This window comes from Nonomuraea aurantiaca (assembly GCF_020215705.1).
GTDB lineage: Bacteria > Actinomycetota > Actinomycetes > Streptosporangiales > Streptosporangiaceae > Nonomuraea > Nonomuraea aurantiaca.
In genome coordinates, this window is the sequence record NZ_JAIWNB010000011.1 from 42,658 (window position 1) to 63,173 (window position 20,516).

Annotated in this window: 20 protein-coding genes; 6 read left to right on the forward strand and 14 right to left on the reverse strand. The window is 69.4% G+C overall.

The window, feature by feature from the left end:
• On the reverse strand, positions 1-1,404 hold the full coding sequence (locus tag LDL49_RS25440; RefSeq protein ID WP_225294065.1) for a S1 family peptidase: 1,404 nt from the start codon (positions 1,402-1,404) through the stop codon (positions 1-3).
• Positions 1,405-1,523: 119 nt separating this feature from the next.
• On the opposite strand from LDL49_RS25440, the gene LDL49_RS25445 reads away from it, so the two are divergent.
• Complete coding sequence (locus tag LDL49_RS25445) at positions 1,524-1,685, forward strand: hypothetical protein (RefSeq protein WP_225294066.1); 162 nt, start codon at positions 1,524-1,526, stop codon at positions 1,683-1,685.
• Here the strand turns inward: LDL49_RS25445 and LDL49_RS25450 are convergent.
• Positions 1,682-2,110, reverse strand: a complete 429-nt coding sequence (locus LDL49_RS25450; protein WP_225294068.1) for a MarR family winged helix-turn-helix transcriptional regulator — start codon at positions 2,108-2,110, stop codon at positions 1,682-1,684. The genes LDL49_RS25445 and LDL49_RS25450 overlap by 4 nt on opposite strands.
• A 20-nt stretch (positions 2,111-2,130) precedes the next feature.
• On the opposite strand from LDL49_RS25450, the gene LDL49_RS25455 reads away from it, so the two are divergent.
• Positions 2,131-2,499, forward strand: coding sequence for a winged helix DNA-binding protein (locus LDL49_RS25455; protein ID WP_225294070.1), 369 nt, complete (start codon positions 2,131-2,133; stop codon positions 2,497-2,499).
• Here the strand turns inward: LDL49_RS25455 and LDL49_RS25460 are convergent.
• The 3 genes from LDL49_RS25460 to LDL49_RS25470 all read right to left on the reverse strand — a co-directional run bounded on the left by LDL49_RS25460 (position 2,496) and on the right by LDL49_RS25470 (position 6,337).
• A complete protein-coding gene (locus tag LDL49_RS25460) occupies positions 2,496-3,272 on the reverse strand; it encodes an alpha/beta fold hydrolase (protein ID WP_225294072.1) in 777 nt (258 codons plus the stop codon). The genes LDL49_RS25455 and LDL49_RS25460 overlap by 4 nt on opposite strands.
• Positions 3,273-3,289: 17 nt before the next feature.
• On the reverse strand, positions 3,290-5,509 hold the full coding sequence (locus LDL49_RS25465; RefSeq protein ID WP_225294074.1) for an ATP-binding SpoIIE family protein phosphatase: 2,220 nt from the start codon (positions 5,507-5,509) through the stop codon (positions 3,290-3,292).
• A 123-nt stretch (positions 5,510-5,632) separates the two neighbouring features.
• A complete protein-coding gene (locus tag LDL49_RS25470) occupies positions 5,633-6,337 on the reverse strand; it encodes an iron-dependent transcriptional repressor DtxR (protein ID WP_225294076.1) in 705 nt (234 codons plus the stop codon).
• A 101-nt stretch (positions 6,338-6,438) separates the two neighbouring features.
• Between LDL49_RS25470 and LDL49_RS25475 the strand changes: the two genes are divergently transcribed.
• A complete protein-coding gene (locus LDL49_RS25475) occupies positions 6,439-7,056 on the forward strand; it encodes a UdgX family uracil-DNA binding protein (RefSeq protein WP_225294078.1) in 618 nt (205 codons plus the stop codon).
• Between the two features lie 44 nt (positions 7,057-7,100).
• Here the strand turns inward: LDL49_RS25475 and LDL49_RS25480 are convergent, their stop codons facing one another.
• Together LDL49_RS25480 and pdxH are read right to left on the reverse strand one after the other, a co-directional pair.
• Positions 7,101-8,336 carry an MFS transporter gene (locus LDL49_RS25480; RefSeq protein ID WP_225294080.1) on the reverse strand — a complete coding sequence of 412 codons (1,236 nt, stop codon included), beginning with the start codon at positions 8,334-8,336 and terminating at the stop codon, positions 7,101-7,103.
• Between the two features lie 10 nt (positions 8,337-8,346).
• Positions 8,347-9,000 carry a pyridoxamine 5'-phosphate oxidase gene (gene pdxH / locus LDL49_RS25485; RefSeq protein WP_225294082.1) on the reverse strand — a complete coding sequence of 218 codons (654 nt, stop codon included), beginning with the start codon at positions 8,998-9,000 and terminating at the stop codon, positions 8,347-8,349.
• Positions 9,001-9,176: 176 nt separating this feature from the next.
• Between pdxH and LDL49_RS25490 the strand changes: the two genes are divergently transcribed.
• Positions 9,177-10,283 carry a citrate synthase 2 gene (locus LDL49_RS25490; RefSeq protein WP_225294084.1) on the forward strand — a complete coding sequence of 369 codons (1,107 nt, stop codon included), beginning with the start codon at positions 9,177-9,179 and terminating at the stop codon, positions 10,281-10,283.
• Positions 10,284-10,337: 54 nt separating this feature from the next.
• On the opposite strand, the gene LDL49_RS25495 is transcribed toward LDL49_RS25490, so the two are convergent.
• Positions 10,338-12,965 carry an ABC transporter substrate-binding protein gene (locus LDL49_RS25495; RefSeq protein ID WP_225294085.1) on the reverse strand — a complete coding sequence of 876 codons (2,628 nt, stop codon included), beginning with the start codon at positions 12,963-12,965 and terminating at the stop codon, positions 10,338-10,340.
• A gap of 128 nt (positions 12,966-13,093) precedes the next feature.
• Here LDL49_RS25495 and serC point away from each other — a divergent pair, with 128 nt between their 5' ends.
• Positions 13,094-14,203, forward strand: a complete 1,110-nt coding sequence (serC, locus tag LDL49_RS25500; protein WP_225294087.1) for a phosphoserine transaminase — start codon at positions 13,094-13,096, stop codon at positions 14,201-14,203.
• 13 nt (positions 14,204-14,216) lie between these two features.
• On the opposite strand, the gene LDL49_RS25505 is transcribed toward serC, so the two are convergent.
• Positions 14,217-14,591, reverse strand: coding sequence for a BlaI/MecI/CopY family transcriptional regulator (locus LDL49_RS25505; RefSeq protein WP_225294089.1), 375 nt, complete (start codon positions 14,589-14,591; stop codon positions 14,217-14,219).
• A gap of 134 nt (positions 14,592-14,725) precedes the next feature.
• On the opposite strand from LDL49_RS25505, the gene LDL49_RS25510 reads away from it, so the two are divergent.
• Positions 14,726-15,262, forward strand: coding sequence for a TIGR00645 family protein (locus LDL49_RS25510; RefSeq protein WP_225294091.1), 537 nt, complete (start codon positions 14,726-14,728; stop codon positions 15,260-15,262).
• A gap of 294 nt (positions 15,263-15,556) precedes the next feature.
• Here LDL49_RS25510 and LDL49_RS25515 read toward each other — a convergent pair whose 3' ends face one another.
• From LDL49_RS25515 to LDL49_RS25535, 5 genes are all read right to left on the reverse strand, one after another.
• Positions 15,557-16,474 (reverse strand): hypothetical protein, encoded by a 918-nt coding sequence (locus LDL49_RS25515; RefSeq protein ID WP_225294093.1) that lies wholly within the window; start codon positions 16,472-16,474, stop codon positions 15,557-15,559.
• Positions 16,471-17,004, reverse strand: a complete 534-nt coding sequence (locus tag LDL49_RS25520; RefSeq protein WP_225294095.1) for an RNA polymerase sigma factor — start codon at positions 17,002-17,004, stop codon at positions 16,471-16,473. The genes LDL49_RS25515 and LDL49_RS25520 overlap by 4 nt, the downstream gene beginning before the upstream one ends.
• A gap of 112 nt (positions 17,005-17,116) precedes the next feature.
• Positions 17,117-17,671 (reverse strand): EF-hand domain-containing protein, encoded by a 555-nt coding sequence (locus tag LDL49_RS25525; protein WP_225294096.1) that lies wholly within the window; start codon positions 17,669-17,671, stop codon positions 17,117-17,119.
• 113 nt (positions 17,672-17,784) lie between these two features.
• Positions 17,785-18,399, reverse strand: coding sequence for a rhomboid family intramembrane serine protease (locus LDL49_RS25530; protein WP_225294098.1), 615 nt, complete (start codon positions 18,397-18,399; stop codon positions 17,785-17,787).
• A 58-nt stretch (positions 18,400-18,457) separates the two neighbouring features.
• Positions 18,458-20,095, reverse strand: coding sequence for a transposase (locus LDL49_RS25535; RefSeq protein WP_225294099.1), 1,638 nt, complete (start codon positions 20,093-20,095; stop codon positions 18,458-18,460).
• Positions 20,096-20,516 lie beyond the last annotated feature (421 nt).

Consider the following 20,516-nt stretch of genomic DNA (forward strand, 5'->3'; position numbering starts at 1 on the left):
TCAGCGCTGCCAGACGTCGTACTTTCTGTTCTGGTACAGGTACGCCGGCGTGAACGAGCACCGGTAGATGTCGCCGGACTTGCGAATCAGGCCCTGGTGGATGCCCATGGCCATGCCACCGTGGTACCAGGGGCCGCCGCTGTCACCGGCGGCGCAGTCGGTCGAGTTCGAGACGACCATGTGTCGAAGGCTGTTGACGGAGACGTTGCGGTAGCGCACGGTGGTGCAGACGCGCCCGCTGATCTTGCCGAACTTGCATGCCGTGTCACCGACCGCCGGCATGCCTGAACGAGAGTCGGCGTAGCGCTTCTTGCTGAAGTCGTAGTAGAAGGTGCGCGTGGGCGTCATGCCGCCGGTGTCGTAATACCCGATGTCGCCCCACTTCCCCTGATGGGACCAGATTTCCATGACGCTCGTCGATCCGCCGTCGGCACTGTGATTCTTGTACGTGCTGAACTCCGTGGTCCCGCAGTGCCCGGCCGTGCCGAGCCGCTTGGTGCTGCTGGTGATGTACTTGAGGATGAACCCTGCGGTGCATCCGGTCAGGTAGCCGCCACCGCGGAGGTAGTCGTCCTGCGGGACCGACGCCGGCATGGAAGACACCTCGACCTCGACCTTGATGCCCGAGCTGAGAGTCCGTATGGACGCGAGCCGGGCGCGTACGGCATCCTGCTCGGCCGGCGGCGTCTCCGCCTCGCGCAGTTGCGCGGAGACATGGATCACGCCGGTCTCGATCTCGTAGTACGTGCTCGCCCCCGCGACCGCCGGGTCCGCCATCGCGGCGACGTGCGCGTTCTCCGAAGCCGCCGCCAGCTCCGCCTCCGAGAAGCCTCGCCCGCCGACCAGCCGCACCTCTGCGGGAAGCGTCTTGGCGAGCGCGACCGCCTGCTCGGGGATCGCGTTCTTGAAACCGAACCACGCGCTGGAGCCGTCCTCGGCCCGGACCGCGCCGGAGAACTCCTCCGGGAACGCCTCCTCCAGCTCGGCCGCGACCTTGCGATAGGCCGGCGCCCAACCATGCCGATCGATCGTCTCGGCGAAGCCGGTCCCGGTGTCCTGCGCGAGGGCCGCGAGGTCGTCCAGCTCTACCGCTGACAGGTCGTCGACCATGACGTCTGGGATGCTTGCTCTGCCGTCGGGCTGGTTCGCCCAAGCCGTGGGTGAGGTGGCGGCGGTCTCGGCCACGTACGCCTCGACGGCCGCCTCAAGGGTGCCGCGCTTGTTGGCGGCCGCGCGTTTGATGCCGTCCAGAGTGGGGCGCTCGATCTGGGGCTGGGCCTCCAGGGGCAGGACGATCGTGTCGTCTGCCGCTGCGGCTGGGGCATTCGCTCCGGCGAGGGGAGTAACCACGAGAGCGGCCACGGCCATGGCGCGGATCCACTGATGACCACGTAATAAGTGCACGGTTGTCTTCCTCGGTAGGGCATCAAAGATCGCCCAGCGTTTCGGCTCGGCAAGCTCATGTCAAGATCAGCAGCCGGTGAACCACGCGGGAAGCGCCCCGACACCGCATACTGGTCAGCATGTACGGCGGCCTGATCCTGCTGGTTTTCCTGGCGTTGCTGTTCGCCTGGGGGCTCAACCGCGTGCGCCGCGTGTTGCGTCTGGGGCCGGTCGGCTACGCCGGGGTGATGATCGTCTTCATCATCGTCATGCTGCTCATCTATGGCCAGACGTTCCGCTAGCCGGGGAGCCCCTCGACGAAGCGGGTGAGGAGCCGCGCGAACTCCGCGCGCTCCGCCTCCGACCATCCCGCCATCGCCTCGGCGAACGCCGCCTGCCTGCCGCGATGCGCCTGCTCCAACGCCGTCCGGCCGGCGCCGGTCAGCGCGAGCAGCGCCCGGCGCCCGTCGGCCTGGTCCGCCCGGCGCTCGACCAGGCCCGCCGCGACGGCCGCCGCCACCAGCCGGCTCGCCCTCGGCTGGTCGACCGAGAGCGCGTCGGCCACCGTGGAGACGGTGGCGGGCGCGCTCGCGGACTCGATCACGTCGAGCACCTCGAACTCCGGGCCCGGCGCGCCCTGCAGGCGCGCCAGCGCGCGCCTGCTCTGCCTGCGCCTGATGGCGACCATCGCACGCTCGACTGCGGCTACTTCATTGTCAAAGTACATATAGTTGCTATTATACATCCATGAACCGACGAATCGGCTTCCTCCTCAAGCATGTCCACGCCCTCCTTGAGGGCACGATGGCCCGCGCACTCCACGACCATGACCTCTCGCGCCGCCAATGGCAGGCGCTCAACGCCGTGGCCGAGGGCGACGACCCGTACGAGGCGCTGAAGGCGTTCGACGGCGTCGGCGACGCGCTGCGCGAGCTGACCGCCAGGGGATGGATCACCGGCACCACCCTCACCGACGAAGGCAGGACGGCCCACGCGGCGGTCCTCGATCGCGTGGGCGAGTTCAGGCAGCTCGCCATCCAGGGCGTGAGCACGCAGGACTTCCAGACCACCCTCGCGGTGCTCAACCAGATGGCCGCCAACCTCGAGGCCGCCTAAGCAGCGCTGCCGTCCAGCAGCACCCGGGCCACCAGTTCAGGATCGTCGCTCATCGGCACGTGACCGCAGCCCTTGAGCAGCTTGACCCGCTGCCCCGACCACCTGGCGGCGCGTACGGCCTGGCGGCGTGGCAGCAGCCGGTCGTGCTCGCCCCAGGCGATCGTGATGGGCGACTTGGACGGCGCGGGCGGCATCACCCCGACGAACGCCTCCAGGGTCTCGTCGAAGCCGGGCGCACCCCCCAGCGCCTGGGTGGCGGCGATCAGCGCCGTCGGTGATATCCGGGACGGATGGGCCACCAGGAGCCCGGCTGAAAGGGCCCGGCCGAGGGCATTCTCGGCGAGCCCGATGGCCTGCTCCGGCGGCAGCGTTCTGGCCGTGGCCCGCAGCGCGCGCAGCACCGACCGGCAGTACAGCAGCTCGGGGCGCGACCAGAAACCCGCGGGCGACAGCGCGGTGGCGGTGCGGACGACGCCGCGCGAGGCCAGCTCCAGCGCGATGTAGCCGCCGAGCGAGTTGCCCGCGACGTGCGGCTCGCGCACGCCGAGCAGCGCGCAGAACGACTCGACCGCGTCGGCGAGCGACTCCGCGGTGTACGGCGTGCCCTTGGGCAGGCCGGGCGAGACACCGAAGCCGGGCAGGTCGATGGCGATGACGGTGCGGGAGGCGGCGAGACGGTCCATGACCGGCAGCCATGCCTGCCAGTGGTGGCCGATGCCATGAAGGAGGATCAGCGGCGCGCCGGTGCCGCGACGCTCGAAGGCCAGGTCCATGGCGTCGAGCTAATCACTCAACGGCTACGGGTGGGAATCTCGAACCAGACGGCTTTGCCTTCCCTGGTGGGTCTCGACCCCCAGCGCCTGGCGAGTTGGTCCACCAGGTAAAGGCCCCGGCCGCCCTCGTCGTTCTCCCCCGCGCTCCGGATCCGCGGCAGGCGAAGGTCCTGGTCGAACACCTCGACCCAGACCGACTCCTCGCCCCGGCGCAGCCGCAGCGTGAACTCCTTGTCGCTCACCACTTCGTCCTCGAAGCCGGGTATGTCCCACGACTCCTCGAACGGCAGCGGCGGCCCCTCGACGACCAGCTCCCTGCGGGGCACGCTCCCGTGCGCCGCGTGGAGCACGACGTTGGTGACGACCTCGGAAACGAGCAGGCAGGCCAGCTCGGCGCGCTCCTCGGGGACGTTCCAGCCGCCGAACGCCTCGGAGGCCATCCGGCGCGCCTCACCGACCATGATCGGCTGGGCCGGGAACGTGCGTTCCTCGACGTCGAGGTCCGACTCGCTCGACCGGACCACCAGGATCGCCATGTCGTCGTCGATCTCGCCGGGCACCGCGACGGTCGCCGCGTCGGCCACCCGCTCCACCTCGGCGTCGGCCATCTTCGCCAGCTTCTCGCAGAGGACGCCCAGCGTCTCCTCGTCGCTCGGCATCCGGCCGTCGCGGCCGGGACGGCGGTCGACCAGGCCGTCGGTGTAGAGGAGCAGCGCCGCGCCGGGCGGCAGCGTGCGGGTCTCCTCCTTGTAGACGAGGTCGGCGTGCAGACCCTTGGCGCGTACGCCCAACGGCTGGCCGACCTCCTCGATGTCGAGCTCGAGGCACTGGCCGTCGACGAGCAGCAACGGCGGCGCGTGCCCGGCGTTGGCGAACGACAGCTGCCGCGACCAGGCGTCGTAGACGAGGTATTGGCAGGTGACGATCGGCGGGACGCTGATGTCGGCGCCGCTGTCGTCCTTCTCGGGAGTGGCGATGATGCGGGTCCACTCGTCGAGCCTGGCCAGGATGTCGGCCGGTGACTTGTCGTCCTGCGCGAAGGCCCGCAGCGCCGCCCTGAGCTGGCCCATGATGGCCGCGGCTTTGGCGCCCCGGCCCTCCACGTCGCCGATGACGATGCCGACGCGACCGGCCGACAGCGGGATCACGTCGTACCAGTCGCCGCCGACCTGGGTCTGGATGCCCTGGCCGTGGGAGGCGAGCGGCGCCGCCGGGTAGTAGCGCACCGCGATCTGCAGGCCGTCGAGCTGGGGCAGCGCGCGCGGCAGCAGGTGCTTCTGGAAGGACTCGGCGGTGTGCCGCTCCTCCTCGAACAGCAGCGCGTTGTCGATCGCGAGCGCGACCCGGGTGGCGATGGCGCCGACGAAGTCGCGGTCGAAGGCGTCGTAGTGGGGGCTGCGGCGGTCGGTGAGGTTGGACAGCCCGAGGTACATCAGGCCGAGCGTCTCACCGCGTACGCACAGGGGGGCCACGATGGCGGAGGTCATGCCGACCTCGCCGCACAGCTTGGCGCTGCTCTCGCTCGGCGACGGAAAGCTGCTGACGGCGAAGTCCTCGACGAGGATGGTCTCCTGGCGGCGCAGCGCGGTGTCGGCGTAGTGGCCGACGGGGTAGCGGATCTCCGCGCCCACGGGCTTCCAGGTGCCGGCCGGGGGGCTCCATCCCTGGACGTGCTGCGAGACCCGCCGGACCAGCCGGTCGCCCTCCATCAACTCGATGAAGCAGTGGTCGGCGAACTGCGGGACGAGCATCTCGGCCACCCGCTTGAGCGTCTCCTCGACGTACAGCGAGCCGGCCAGCCGCTCGCCGATGCGCTCCAGCAGGCCGAAGCGGTCCTTCTCCCGCTCGTTGCTGCGCAGCGCCTCGCGGGCGGTGACGACGATGCCGGTCACCGACCCCGAGGGGTGGCGCAGCGGCACGGCCTGGGCGCGGACGTAGACGATCGTGCCGTCACCCCGGCGTACGTCGAAGGTGCCCTCCCACACACCGCCCTTGAGCACATGCTTGGTGAGCTCGATGGCGAGCGGGTGGTCCTTCTCCATGATGCCCAGCGACAGCATCGAGGTGTCACGTGACGACTTGGACGGGCGGCCGAAGAGCTTCTCGGCGAAGGGGTTCCAATAGAGGAGATTGCTGAAACGGTCGGTCACGACGACCGCCATCTCGGCATGATCAAGAACGGATTCGGCCGCCAGCTGATCAGCCTCTTCCTGGGACACATCCCCCCAACGCTTCATCCGGAGACCACTCCTAGGGAGGGCATGTGCGCAATGCGAACCACGGGCACTCCTGCAACAGCGTCGACCGGCCGGGAGTGGAGGGCCTCCCAATAGGGATTCAACCAAGGAGTAGCGGGCGAGTCAGCGCCTGGAGACGAAAACATGCGCGGCAACGTCACGCGGAAGCTCCGCGAGAGTGTCGTTCGCGTCACCGTCACCTGTCACCCGCACACCGTCGTCGCTCGCCGCGAGCGTCACCTCGCGTCCGGGTTGTATCCCAACTTGCTTGAGTTTAAGCATCACAGCAGGATCGCTTTGCACTTGTTCGCTAATTCGCCGCACGACTACGGGTATATCTCTGGGTCCGGCGAGGTCGGACATGGATGTCAAGAGGCTGGCGCCACCCTCTACGGGCTCTCTGGCGCCCAGCTCGCCCAGTCCGGGGATCGGGTTGCCGTGCGGGCAGACCGTGGGGTTGTCGAGCAGCGTCACCAGCCGGGTCTCCACGGACTCGGACATCACGTGCTCCCAGCGGCACGCCTCGATGTGCACGTCCTCCCAGGGCAGGCCGATGACCTCGGTCAGCAGGCACTCCGCGAGCCGGTGCTTGCGCATTACGCGCGTGGCCAGGGTGCGCCCGAGGTCGGTCATCGACAGGTGGCGGTCACCTTCGACGCGGACCAGGCCGTCGCGCTCCATCCGGGCCACGGTCTGGCTCACGGTGGGACCGCTCTGCTGGAGCCGCTCCGCGATGCGCGCGCGCAACGGGACGATGCCCTCCTCCTCGAGCTCGAAAATCGTGCGGAGGTACATCTCCGTGGTGTCGATCAGGCCGTGTGCGGTCAAGGCTCCTCCCATCTGAATGCTACGCCGGTCATGGCGGGGACTGGACCCGTCCGCGACGGGCACAGAAGTCACACGGAACCCTATGGGGAGAACGACCGACGATGGCGAAGGACGACAACAAAGGAGCGGCCCGGTTCCTTCCCGACCGGCGCGACCTCACCGAGCTGCGGCGGGCGGCGGGCGGGTGCCAAGGCTGCGAGCTGTTCAAGAAGGCGACCCAGACCGTGTTCGGCGCGGGCCCGGCCGGCGCGCGGTTCATGCTGGTCGGCGAGCAACCTGGTGACCAGGAGGACCGCCGGGGCGCGCCGTTCGTCGGCCCCGCCGGACGCGTCCTGGACCGGGGGCTGGAGGAGGCGGGGATCGAGCGCGAGGAGGTCTATCTGACGAACGCCGTCAAGCACTTCTCGTTCACGCTCAAGGGCAAGCGGCGCATCCACCAGAAGCCGACGGCCGCCGAGATCGACGCCTGCCGGCCCTGGCTCGAAGCCGAGCTGGCCGTGGTCCATCCGCAGGTGGTCGTGGTGCTCGGCGCGACCGCCGCGCGGTCGCTGCTCGGCACGGAGTTCCGGCTGACCAGGCAGCGCGGCGAGCCGATCCCGCTGGGCGAGGCGCTGGCGATCGCCACCATCCACCCCTCGGCCGTGCTGCGGGCTCCCGACAGAGACGAGGCGTACGCGGGCTTCCTCGCCGACCTCAAAGCGGCCGCGGACACCGCCTGACCTGGGCGTGGGCGCCGCCCTCCGCATGACCACGACACCGACGGCTACTCGGCCCGGTAGTTCCTGAAGCTCGGCACCGACAGCCCGACGATCAGGACCGCGACGGCGCACGCCAGCCCGCCGCCCACCCACGCCCACGTCATCCCGAACCACACGGCGGTCACCCCGGCGCGCAGGTCGCCCAGGCGCGGCCCGCCCGCCACGACCACCATGAACGCCCCCTGCATCCGCCCGCGCATCTCGTCGGGAGCGTGCAGCTGCAGGATGGACTGCCGCCAGACCGACGAGACCATGTCCGCCACGCCGCCGACGGCCATCAGCACGACCATGAGCCAGAGCTGCTGGGCTAACCCGGCCGCGGCCACGCTGAGCCCCCAGAGCGCGATCGTGACCGTCAGCGCCACCCCCTGGCGGCGTACCCGGCCCACCCAGCCGGAGCCGAGCGCGCCGAGCACCGCGCCGATGGCCATGCCGGCCGACAGCCAGCCGAGCGCGATCGGCGAGCCGTCGAAGCGTTCGGACACGGCCTGCGGGATCAGCGCCCTGGGCAGCGCGAACACCATCGCGATGATGTCCACGACGAACGACATCAGCAGGACCGGCCCGGTCGCGATGTAGCGCAGCCCGTCGATCACCGACCGCCAGCCGGGCCGCTGGATCTCGCCCATGGGGAGCAGCTGGGGCAGCCGGATCGAGGCGTACAGGCTGGCCGTGAAGAGCAGCGCGTCGATCCCGTACGCCAGCGCGTAGCCCTGCCAGGCCAGCAGCACGCCCGCGATCATCGGCCCGACGATCGCGCCCAACCCGAAGACCAGCGAGTTGAGCGCGTTGGCGGCGGGCACCAGCTCGGCGGGCAGGATCCTCGGGATGATCGCGCCGCGGGCGGGTGAGGTCATGGCGAACCCGGTGGCGCTCACGGCCGAGGCGAGCAGCAGCAGGTAGACGTTGCCCAGGCCGAGGAGGGCCTGGGCCAGGATGAAGAGCGTCGCGCCCCAGGAGACGAGCGAGCTGGCGATCAGCAGCCGGCGCCGGTCGACCGCGTCGGCGAACGCCCCGCCCCACAGCCCGAACACCATGAGCGGGATCAGGTTGGCCAGACCCAGCAGGCCGACCCAGAACGAGGACTGAGTGAGGTCCCAAACCTGCTTGCTGACCGCGACGACGGTCACGCCGATGCCGATGTTGGCGATGGCCTGACCGGACCAGAGCCGCCGGTAGGTGGGGACGGCCAGCGGCCGTATGTCTATGAGATGACGCTTGACCAGCTCCCCGATTGCCACCTAAGGCACATTAAGGGGCAAGTCTCTCCAGAACCCATCCGGGGCGCGTTCGCCGATATCGGAGCCTGTCATGCATCCTGTCAAGCTGCCCCTGCCAGAACTCCACCTCCAGCGGGCTGACCCGGAAGCCGCCCCAGAAGTCGGGCACGGGCGGATGCTCCGGCCACCGGGCGGCCAGCTCGTCGTATCGGGCGTCCAGCTCCTCCCTGGACCGCACGACCGCGGACTGGCGCGACGCCCAGGCCCCGATCCGCGAGCCGTACGGCCTGGAGTTGAAGTAGTCGGCCGACTCCTCGTGCGAGAGCCGCACGACCGTGCCCTCGATCCGCACCTGGCGGCGGATCGGGTGCCAGGGGAACAGCAGCGACGCGCGGGCGTTCTCGGCGAGGTCGCGGCCCTTGCGCGACTCGTAGTTGGTGTAGAAGACGAACCCCTGCTCGTCATAGCCCTTCAGCAGGACGGTCCTGGCGCTCGGCCGGCCGCCGGCCGAGGCCGTGGCCAGCACCATGGCGTTCGGTTCCGGCAGGCCGGCCGTGAGCGCCTCCTGGAACCAGGTGGCGAATTGGGTGATCGGATCGGCGGAGAGATCGGCTTCGAGCAGCGGCTCGCCCTCATACGTACGGCGAAGCCCCGCCAGCGCGGGCGGGCGCGAGGTGGCATCCACGAGACGGTATTCTTGCGCGCTTGGTGGCAGATCCCACACAACACTCCCTACCAGCGGCTTTCGCGTTCCGGCGGGTCCGGAGACCGACCACGGGCGGGTAGGGGGTTAAATTGACCCGCCGGTATCTCGACATCAAGGCATTGCCGCAACATGGCAAGAAAGGGAGGCGGCCGAGAATGTCCGACTTCAAACCCGGCCTCGAGGGCGTTGTAGCTTTCGAGACCGAGATCGCGGAACCGGACAAAGAAGGGGGCGCCCTTCGCTACCGGGGTGTCGACATCGAGGAGTTGGTCGGCCGTGTCCCCTTCGGGCACGTCTGGGGCCTGCTGGTCGACAACAAGTTCCAGCCGGGCCTGCCCCCGGCGGAGCCGTACCCCATTCCTGTCCACTCAGGTGACATCCGCGTAGACGTACAGAGCGCGCTGGCCATGCTGGCCCCGGCCTACGGCTTCAAGGCGCTCCTCGACATCAGTGACGAGGAGGCCCGCGACCAGCTCGCGCGCGCCTCCGTGATGGCGCTGTCCTTCGTGGCGCAGTCGGCGCGCGGCCTCGGCCTGCCGATGGTGCCGCAGAGCCGCGTCGACGAGGCCAAGACCATCGTCGAGCGGTTCATGGTCCGCTGGCGTGGCGAGCCCGACCCCAACCACGTCAAGGCCATCGACGCCTACTGGACCTCGGCCGCCGAGCACGGCATGAACGCCTCCACGTTCACCGCCAGGGTCATCGCCTCCACCGGCGCCGACGTGGCGGCCGCGCTCTCCGGTGCGGTCGGCGCCATGTCCGGCCCGCTGCACGGCGGTGCTCCGGCCCGGGTGCTGCACATGATCGAAGGTGTCGAGCGCCTGGGCGACGCCAAGAAGTACGTGCAGAGCGAGCTCGACAAGGGCAGCAGGCTGATGGGCTTCGGCCATCGCGTCTACCGTGCCGAGGACCCGCGCGCGCGGGTGCTGCGCCGTACCGCGAAGGAGCTCAACGCGCCTCGTTACGAGGTCGCCGCCGCTCTGGAGCAGGCCGCGCTGGAGGAACTCCACGCGCGCAAGCCCGACCGGGTGCTCGCCACGAACGTCGAGTACTGGGCGGCCGTGGTGCTGGACTTCGCCGAGGTGCCGTCGCACATGTTCACCTCGATGTTCACCTGCGCCCGTACGGCCGGCTGGGCCGCGCACATCCTGGAGCAGAAGCTCACGGGCCGCCTGGTCCGCCCGAGCGCCAAGTACATCGGCCCGGCGTCGCGTCCGCTCAGCGACGTCCCCGGCGCCTCCGAGGTCGTCGGCATCATCTGACGCCTCGACCCCTCTGTTTGTACGGCTGCCGCGTTCCGACGCGGCAGCCGTATTTCATTGGGGGGCTTTCATCGGATAGTCGGCGGTGTCGGGCAGGTGGGCGCACACGGTGTCCTTCGGGGGCGGCTCGCTGACGTCCAGCGAGCCGCAGCGGACGACCGGCTTGGGGTTGCCCGCCCGCGCCACGTCCACCTTCATGATCGCGATGGCCTTGTCGACCGGCGCGTGCAGATCGGCGGAGCCGAAGTCGATCTTCCCGCTGGAGCCGTTCCAGACCCGCCGGGTCAGCCGGTAAAGGATGTCGCCCCGGCTGGGCAGGCCGCCGCCCTCCTGCGCACCGGCCCGGTAGGCGGTGCTGGCCGCCTGGTAGAGCACGTTGGCCGCGTCGAAGGTGAGGATGAGGTTGTCGTCGGAGGACTTCGCGTGCGCGCCCGCGAGCAGGCCGCTGATGAACGCGGTCTGCTTGGTGGCGCTCTGGTTCCACACCGCCCGGTGCGCCAGCGCCACGTAGTAGACCTCCATCTGCTTCATGTGGGCGATCTCACCGGCGTGCTCGGCCATCGCCCTGACGACGTCGTCGCCCGCGAGCACCTTCGCGTCCTTGCAGCCGCTGCCCTCGACCGAGGCCAGGAAGCCGAGGAACTCCGAAGCCCGCCCGGCATAGAGGAAGACGTCCGGTTTGAGGCCACAGGCCGCCACAGCGGCCTCCTGGATGCCGCCCGACTCGACGTTGTAGTCCTTCGGCTCCTTGACGGTGATCCCCTGCGCCGTCAGCGCGGTCTCGAAGTCGTCGGCCAGGTTCTTCGTGTACTGGTCGGTGATCGATTCGTCCTGGACGATGACCGCGACCGGCTTGTCCACGTCCGCGAGCAGCATGCGCCGGGCGAACCGCGCGCCCAACGTCGCCTCACGGAAGTTGGTCGGCCCCATCTGGAAGTAGTAGGGGGACGGCTGGCCGGGCTGCTCGCCGTCGGCGGAGTCGCCGACGTAGCCGATCCGGTCCGCCGTCGCCGTGGTCGCCACCATCGGGATCTTCGCCAGGTGCAACTCCTCGATCGCCTGGCTGACGCCCTCCACACTGCGCGGCAGGCCGATCACGCCCATCACGTGCGGGTCCTGCGCGGCGAGCTCGGTGATGAGCTGCGCCGTCCGGCGGCCGTGGCGGAAGTTGTCGCCGGCGTTGGCGATCAGCACCTGCAGCCGGGGCGTGGTGCTGGCGGTCCGCTGCTGCTCCTCCACCGCTTCCAGCTCCGACACGGCGGCCGACAGCCGGGTGTCGTTCGCCTCCGTCTTCATGATCGAGAACTCGCCGAACAGGACCACGCTGACATACCGTCCCGAGCCGAGGGCGTAGGCGTTGTTCGCGTCGATCTTCTTGACCAGCTGCTTCACGGCGCCGTCGAAGAGGTCGTCCGGCGTGTCGGCGGTGGCGTTCACGATGCCGACGCACTCGGTCCCGCTGCGCTCCGCCCATTGCAGACCGCCGCAGTGCGCGGCCCTGTCCCGCTGCATCCATAAGACCAGGGCGAACGGCAGGACCAGCAGCAGCCCTATGGCCGTCCAGTAGGCCAGGGCCCGCTTCCTGCGCGGCAGTACCGGCGGGTACGACCCGACTGCGGGCACCTCCGTGGCCCGGATGCCGATCCGCAGGTCAGGGACGCGCAGCCGGGCCGCGGCCCGCCACCGCCCGACGACCTCGGGCAGCTCGTCCAGCTCCGCGGACCCGATCGGCGGTCCGGGCGGGACGGAGGACACGGCCGCCAGCACGACCATCGGCGGCAGCAGCCCGGTCTTCTTGGTGGTCTCCTCCACCAGCCGCAGGAACCGCGCGTTGACCCCGTCGGGATCGACGACCTGGATCAGCAGCAGGGCGTACAGCCCCCTGCCCCAGCTCGGCCACGGGATGATCCACTTCTTGTACGCCTCGCGCAGATCCCGGATCAGCGCGTGCACCAGTAACCGCTCGATGGCGTCGTCGTCGGCGTTGGCCAGGCGCAGCGCGTACGGGGTGGGCCGCTCGAACCGCTTACGCCGTACGTACGGCTGCTTGCGCAGCCAACCGGTGAACAGCGTCCCCCTGATCGAGAAGAAGGCCTGGCCGGTGGTGCCGAGCGCGGCCACCAGCAGGCCGAGCACCCACGGGGCGAGGCCGACGAGGTCGGCGGGGCCGTTGAACCACCAGACGGCCAGCGTGCCGACCGGCACCCAGGTCGTCGCGGCGCGCGCCAGGAAGTCGGCCGAGGTCCTGCGCCCCCGGTCGCTGTCGCGGCTGCTCCGCTGCCACTCCTTGAGCCGTTCCTTGAACGCCCGGTAGCCCCTGTGCGAGTGCGGATCCGGCGGCCAGCTCCCGGCGGCGTCCGGCGGCGGCAGGTCCCGCTGCTCCCTCGCCCAGAGCACGAACTGCGCGAGCGGGAAGCGCGGCGGCGGCAGCAGCGACCCGCCCACCGGCTTGCCCAGCTGGCCGTGCTCCCCCGCGAGGGCCTTCACCAGCTCCTGGACCGTCCCGTACGCGCCCTCCTTGACGTGGGCGTAGGGCACGGAGTCCTGAAAGGGCTCGGCGAGCAGCTCGACCGCGGCGAGCGCCTCAGGGCCCGTCACGAGCACCGTGGGCAGTGGCGGGTCGGCCCGCCAGAACACCGGCCGGCGAATCAACGCTTCGACGACACTCCGCAGATCGGCCACCCGGACTCCTCCAGCCGGACCTCACCCCGTGTTGCTGGTCCAACGAATGATCGAGGGAAATGGTTCATCCTTTCTCACCATCCGGACCCGGGTCCAGGCAACCTCGGCGGGTAAGTACCCTTGGTCAGGTGGCTGACATCGTGATTCCCGCTGACATCAAGCCCGTCGACGGCCGCTTCGGCTGCGGGCCCTCGAAGGTTCGCACCGAGCAACTGGCCGCGCTCGCCGCCTCCGGCGCGAGCGTCATGGGCACCTCGCACCGCCAGAAGCCGGTCAAGAACCTGGTCGGCCGCGTACGCGCCGGCCTCGCCGACCTGTTCTCGCTCCCCGAGGGCTACCAGGTCGTGCTGGGCAACGGCGGCACCACCGCGTTCTGGGACATCGCCTCCTTCGGGCTCATCCGGGAGCGGTCCCAGCACCTGTCGTTCGGCGAGTTCTCCTCGAAGTTCGCCACCGTCGCCAAGAAGGCGCCCTGGCTGGGCGAGCCGACGGTGATCAAGTCCGAGGTGGGCACCTACCCGGCCGCGGCGGCCGAGGACGGCGTCGACGTCTACGCGCTCACCCACAACGAGACCTCGACCGGCGTCGCCATGCCGATCAAGCGGGTCGGCTCCGACGACTCCCTGGTGCTCGTTGACGCCACCTCCGGCGCGGGCGGCCTGCCCGTGTCCATCGAGGAGACCGACGTCTACTACTTCGCCCCGCAGAAGAGCTTCGCCTCCGACGGCGGCCTGTGGATCGCGCTCATGTCGCCGCGCGCCCTGGCCAGGGTCGAAGAGATCGCCGCCACCGACCGCTACGTGCCCGAGTTCTTCAGCCTGCCGGTCGCGATCGACAACTCCGGCAAGGACCAGACCTACAACACCCCGTCGGTGGCGACGCTGTTCCTGCTGGCCGACCAGCTCGACTGGATGAACGGCAACGGCGGCCTGGCCTGGACCACCGCCCGCACCGCCGACTCCGCCCAGCGCCTCTACACCTGGGCTGACAAGACCTCCTACACCACGCCGTTCGCGGCTCCCGAGTTCCGCTCGCAGGTGGTCGGCACGATCGACTTCTCCGACGACGTGGACGCGGCGGCCGTGGCCAAGGCGCTGCGCGCCAACGGCATCGTCGACACCGAGCCCTACCGCAAGCTCGGCCGCAACCAGCTGCGCGTCGCGATGTTCCCGGCCATCGACCCGGCCGACGTCGAGGCGCTGACGGTCTGCATCGACTACGTGGTCGAGCGTCTTTGACCCGTCACGCCGGTTACGTGGTCGAGCGTTTTTGACCCGTCCGGCGTGACAGCTCGTCCAGCAGGGCCAGGGCGTCCTCCTCCTCGACGCTCTGCGCGAACCTCGCCAGCACCGGCAGCCGGTCGGTGCTGGCCGCCAGCGCCTCCAGCATGAGCCGCGTGACGTGCTCGTCCCTGGAGTAGGCCGCCGCGTACTTGAAGGCGTTACGGTACGGCGTGCGGACGAGCAGGCCCTTCTTCACCAGCCGTTCGGCGACGGTCTGCACCGTGGTGTAGGCGAGTTCGCGCACCTCGTTGAGCGTGGCGAGCAGCTCGCGCACCCGCATCGGCCTACCGGCATCCCACAGCACGTCCATGATCGCGCGTTCCAGGGATCCCAGGTTCGCCAACTGACCAACCCTCCGGCTCAGTGAGTTAGGAAACATTCTTCCCTAAAAAGCCGACGCGCGACCAGGGTTGATCTTCCTTTCCGCCCACTCGTGCCCGACATATCGTCATGTGACAGGGGTTATACCGGATGAGTATGAGCAGGCGGCCCACTGGCCTGGGCTACCTGATGTTCGCCAGCCGCTGGCTGCAGGTCCCCCTCTACCTGGGGCTCATCGTGGCCCAGGGGGTGTACGTCTGGCAGTTCATGGTCGAGCTCTGGCACCTGATCGAAGGCGTTCTCCACGGTGGTGACACCGACATGGAGGTCACGGTCATGCTGTCGGTGCTGGGCCTCATCGACGTGGTGATGATCTCCAACCTGCTCATCATGGTCATCGTCGGGGGTTATGAGACGTTCGTCTCGCGGATCAACCTCAACGAGCACCCCGACGAGCCGGAGTGGCTGTCCCACGTCAACGCGAACGTCCTCAAGGTCAAGCTGGCGACGGCCATCGTGGGCATCTCGTCGGTGCACCTGCTGCAGACGTTCATCAAGGCCCAGACGATCGCGGACAGCAAGATGATGTGGCAGACGATCATCCACCTGGCCTTCGTCCTGTCGGCCATCGGCCTGGCGCTGATAGATCGCCTGCTGTCCTCCTCCCCGGCCGAGCGGGTGCACAGCTCTTAGGACCGTGTCGTCCTCTGTGACGGTCTGTGGTGGCTGGTGTCCTTTGGGAGGGAGACCCCTCCGGGGAAGGGAAAAGACGGTCCGTCGTGGCAGGGCCCTAGCGAGGGCTGCCCCCTCCGGGGAGGAAAGAGACGGTCCGTCGTGGCTCGGGCCCCCAGGGAGCGACACCCCCTTCGGGGACGGTCCGTTGCGGCGGGGGGTCGAGGGAGGGCCGCCCCCTTCGTGGAGCGGAAGGGGACGGTCCGTCGTGGCAGGGGCCCCAGGAGGGCCGCCCCTTTCGTGTCACCGCGTTGGCTACTCGCCGGTTACCGGGTTCTTCGGGAGCTTTTTCTCCGTGACCAGCAGCCGTACCGTGCCGGCCTGCTCGGGGTCGGCGGCCCAGACGTACCAGTGGTCGCCGACCTTGGCCGACTGCTTCGCCGGGTTCATGGAGTAGCCGTTGCCGTCCGGGTTCGGCTCGATGATCTGGAAGGCCACCCGCAGGCCGCGCCGGTGCGCCTCTGTCATGACCTCGCCGACGGTCCGGCCGGCGGCCTCGTAGCCTTCGAGCATCTCGCCCTTCCTGCCGGCCTCCGCCTGGGCCTGGTACTTCTCCCCGGGCCTGGCCGGGCGGCCCAGGTAGAAGGTGCCTCGGCCCTTGAAGCCCTTGCTCACCGTGACGGTGAGGAAGCAGCCTTCGTGGCCCAGCGCGCAGCCGTCCGGCTCCAGGCCGCCGCCGAGCCTGTCGGCCTCGGTGGTGCCGGCGAATCCGTAGCGCACGACCGCGCCCACCCGGGTGGGTGAGGCGGGGATCAGCTCCACGCCGATGTCGAGTCCCATCGCCTGGAACGCCTCGGCGTACAGGGCGTGGTCGGCGAACGGGTCCTTGATCCTGGCGATGTACTCGTCGCCCCGCAGCTCGATGTCGATGGCCGTGTTCGCGTACGAGGTGGCGGTGCCCGCGTTCCGCTCCAGCAGGACGGGTCCCATGACGGCGGCGGTGGCGAGTGCGGCGGTGGCGGCCAGCCCCACGAGCAGGCGGCGACCGCGGCGCGACCTCGGCGCCCGACGCCCGTCGGTTGCGGCTGCGGTTGCGGCTTCCGTGCCCGGCTTCTCCTCGACGATGGCCGCCAGCAGCGCACGGGCCCCCGCGCCGGACGCCTGGCCGGCCAGCTGATCGTCCCCGACCCTGGCGAGCTTCCTGACCCTGGCGAGTTCGCTCAACTCGTTCATCTGGACTCCACGGGAAGACGGTTGACGGAGATGCCCGCGCCGGCCAGCGCCTTGGAGAAGCGCTTGCGCGCGCGATGGAGCCGGATGCGTACGGCGTTGCGCGAGCAGTCGAGGACCTTGGCGAGCTGGGCGTGGTCCAGCCCTTCCCAGGCGACCAGGGACAGCAGCTCGCGATCGTCCTCGTGCAGCTCCTTGAACGCCTGTGCGATCGCGCCGAGCTCGACACTGCCCTCGGGCGAGCGGGCGTAGAGGTCGGCGATGTCGGCGTCGAGATCCACGCTCCTGGACCGGCGCCTGACCTGGCCGCGCCGCTGGTTGGCCAGGACGTTCCTGGCGATGCCGTAGAGCCAAAGCCTGGCCTCCGCGTGGGACGGCAGGGCGTCGACGCGGCGCCAGGCTATGGCGAACGTCTCGGCGACCGCGTCCGCCGCGTCCTCGGGAGAGTCACAGCGGCGCATGGCGTAGCCGAGAATCGGCTCGTATGTCTGGGCGTACACGGCCTCGAACCGGTGCCTCCGGTCGTCATCCACCGGCGGTTCCCATGGTGGCCTCCTCATGCGGGGGTTACGAACACCCCTTACATGTCTGAGGCCGTGTCAGCATTTCACCCCCGATTCTGCGAGGTCGGGGTGAGCGGCCGTCCTACACCACTTCGCGACCGCCCAGCACCCACGCGCTCGCGTCATCGGCCGATCCGGGCGCGTACATGCCCTGCAAGGCAACCGTGTACTCCTCGCGGGAGATGCACCCGTCGCCGTCGGTGTCGACGCGGTCGAAGAAGCCGTTGGACGTCTCGGCGGACTCGCCGGCCGCGATGTACAGGCGGGCGAGCTCCTCCCGCGAGATCGAGCCGTTCCCGTCGGCGTCGATGGCGTCGAACGCCGCGTCGGCGAGGGGCTTCAGACCGTTGTCGTAGTAGTGGGGATCCTCCGCCACGCCCGCCTGCACGAGGGCGACATACTCGTCGCAGCTCACCCGGCCGTCCCCGTCCGTGTCGGCGCTGCGGATCTGGTCCCACCATGCCCGGTAGGCCGCCCGCAGTCTCGTGTGCGAGGGCGAGCTCGGGTCGGGCGCGATCACGGCGCACATCCGATCGGCGAGGCTCTCGAAGTCGGCGGCCTCGAGGTATCCGCTGCCGTTGGCGTCGACGACGGCGAACGCTGCCCGGAGGTTGGCTTCGGCCAGAGGGTTCGACACGGGGAGACTCCCTTCGTGGATACTTTGCGTAATCATTCCACTACGAAGAGTCTGGCCTGTCGAGATGCGGCCAAGCGTCGATCCAACCAATCACGTAGGGGGTGTGCGGCGTCCTACACCACTTCGCGCTTGCGGCGCAGCAGCCAGGCGGCGATGATGCCGCCCACCAGGCCGAACAGGTGGCCCTGCCAGGAGATCCCCTGCTGGTTGGGCAGCAGGCCCCAAAGGATGGAGTAGTAGGCGATCCCCACGCCGATCCCGATGACGATGTCGAACACGCGCCGGTCGAAGATCCCGCGGGCCAGGACGTACCCGAAATATCCGAACACCAGGCCGCTCGCGCCCACTGTGATCGTGTCGGGGCTGGTGAACCAGGTGCCGATACCGCCGATCACGATGATCAGCAGGCTGGCCGCGAAGAACCGGCCGAGCCCGCGCAACGCCGCCAGGAACCCCAGGATCAGCAGCGGCAGCGAGTTGGCCATCAGGTGCCCGAAGCCCACATGCAGGAACGGGGCGAAGAAGATGCCCACGAGTCCCGACGGGTCCCAGCCGACGATGCCGAACTCGCGATCCAGGCTGCCGTTCGTCGTGTAGTCGACGACCTCGACGGCCCACATCACGGCGAGCATCACGACCATGACGAAGGTCGCGCTCAGGGCGCCGGCGAGGAGGGTGCCCGCGCCACGCTTGGCCGACTCGTACGCGGACCTCGAATAGTCGCTCATGCGCCCCTCCCGCTAGACCTTTCCTTCTTTACCGTACGCAGAAGAAGTTATGCGCGCGCTAAGAAACCGTTCCTGGAACAGTGAACGTGAGTTGCACTGGCGCGCCCCGAACGGTGTTGGGTGCGCTGGTTGCCCGCGTTCTGGCCGTATCCGGGCCCGGCGCATCGTGTGCGTGGTCCGGTGTGCGGTGGCGGGTTTCCTCACGCCTGGCAGCACACGATTCGGCCTGGACGGTCCGATGCCCCATACGATCGCTCTGGTCGCGTGGGGGCGGTGGCGTCCGTCGCCGGATCGGGTACTGCTGGGCGCGTCGTGCGATGGCCACGGCGGCGGCGTCATGACGGCTGGTCTTGCGTGTGAGGCTGGTCAGGGGGTGCTGCCAGTGCTGGGCTCCCCACTTGGAGGTATAGGCGGGGTCCACGGCGATGACGCTGATATCGGCTGCCTGGGCCATGCTGGTGAGCCGGGCTTTGAGCTTGCCGGTGGGCATGCCGGAGATGAGCTGCCGGAACCGTTTGTTGCGGCCGTGTTTCTCGCGGGTCTTCTCGGCGGCGAAGTCGAGGTCTTCCACCGCGATGGCGCGCACCCCGCACCCCCAGGCCCAGTGCAGCAGCCGGGTCAGAGCATGCCGGACCTGAGCGTCGCGGTGCCCGGCGGTGCCGGACAGGTCGTAGCCGAAGCGGCGCGGGTCGCCGACCGGGTTGCCGTGCACGTCCAGCCGCCAGGCGGCCAGATGATCGGCGTTGGTGTCCACCCCGATCACGCCGCCGGCCAGCGCCGCCTGGAGCGGGATCGTTGCGGCCGGTTGATGCTGCCAGGAGGCGGTCAGATACCAGCGGCCACGCACCCCGCCCCGGGGGATGTCGAGGTGGATGCGATAGGCGACGGCCCGGTTGGCTTCCACCCGGTCGGCCCACTCCTGGCCGCGGTGCGCGAAACGCACCCGCGCCGACAGGACGTAGCGGCCGTGGGCGGCGTTGGCCAGATGAGCCAGCGGCGCCGGGAGCTTGATGCTTACCTGGCCGTCGGGGGTGAGGCGGATGGTTTCGTTGCCGTAGCGCTTGCCCGACTCGCCATCGGCCTGCAGGAACCACCGCTCGGCCTGCCACCGCTCGCGCCACTGCGCTTCGGTGAGCTGAGCGGCTTGGAGGTGGTGCCGGGTGTTGAGCAGTCGCTTGCCGCCCCGCACGATATGCACCCGCCCGGCTTCGTAGTCGGCCCGCTCCCGCTCCAGCCGGTCGCTCAGCACATGCAGGCGGCGCTTCTTGGCATGCCACTCCCGCCTGCTGCGGTAACCGCCTGGCGCCCTCTTAGAACCCTTCGCGCCGATCGGCTGAGACAACCGGTGCGCGATCGCCGCGATACCCGCCTCAAGCGAGTGGAGGTGGGCCAGCTGGCGGCGGCGGGCCAGCGCCCACTGATCATGGCTGGCCTTGGTGATCGCCCCAGCCCAGCGTGATGACGACTCCGGTGTCAGCTCCCGCTTACGGTCGGCCCACGCCTGAGCGGAATGCTCCAGCCCAGCACGACAACGCACCGCCAGATCCCGCGAAGCCAGCACACCCAGATGCGCACCCACCCGACGCAGCACCTGCTCATCGCGGGCCGTCAAACCCTTGAGCCGATCACGGACAGCTATCCCGGACGGCCCGGTCGCCACGAACGGCACAGCGATCGGCCGCAACGCCTCAGCCATCCCCGATCACCCCCAGCGCCACACGGATGAGCAAGTCCACCGGCCGGCGACCACAGTGGCGAGCGCAACACGAGATCCGCACCTCCACGCCATCGCCCCACCAACACGCCCGGACCACTCGCCACCCACCCCGGACTTTCACCGACAGTGACCGTTAGGCTACCAGAAGTTGACCTGTCGGTCGAACATGTGAGCGACACATCCGCCGCCCATCGCCCACCGCCACAAACGTGCCCTCGCCGTCACACGACCGGTGCTACGGGAATCGACGCCCACCACGATCACGCCGACCGGACCCGTCCAGCCGCAACCGCGAGCACGCTGTCACGCATCACCGTGAGACAGACGAGGACCCACCTCCGCGCGTACCCCATCGACATGTTCACGCGAGGATCGAAACACAACGAGAAACGCCTCATGC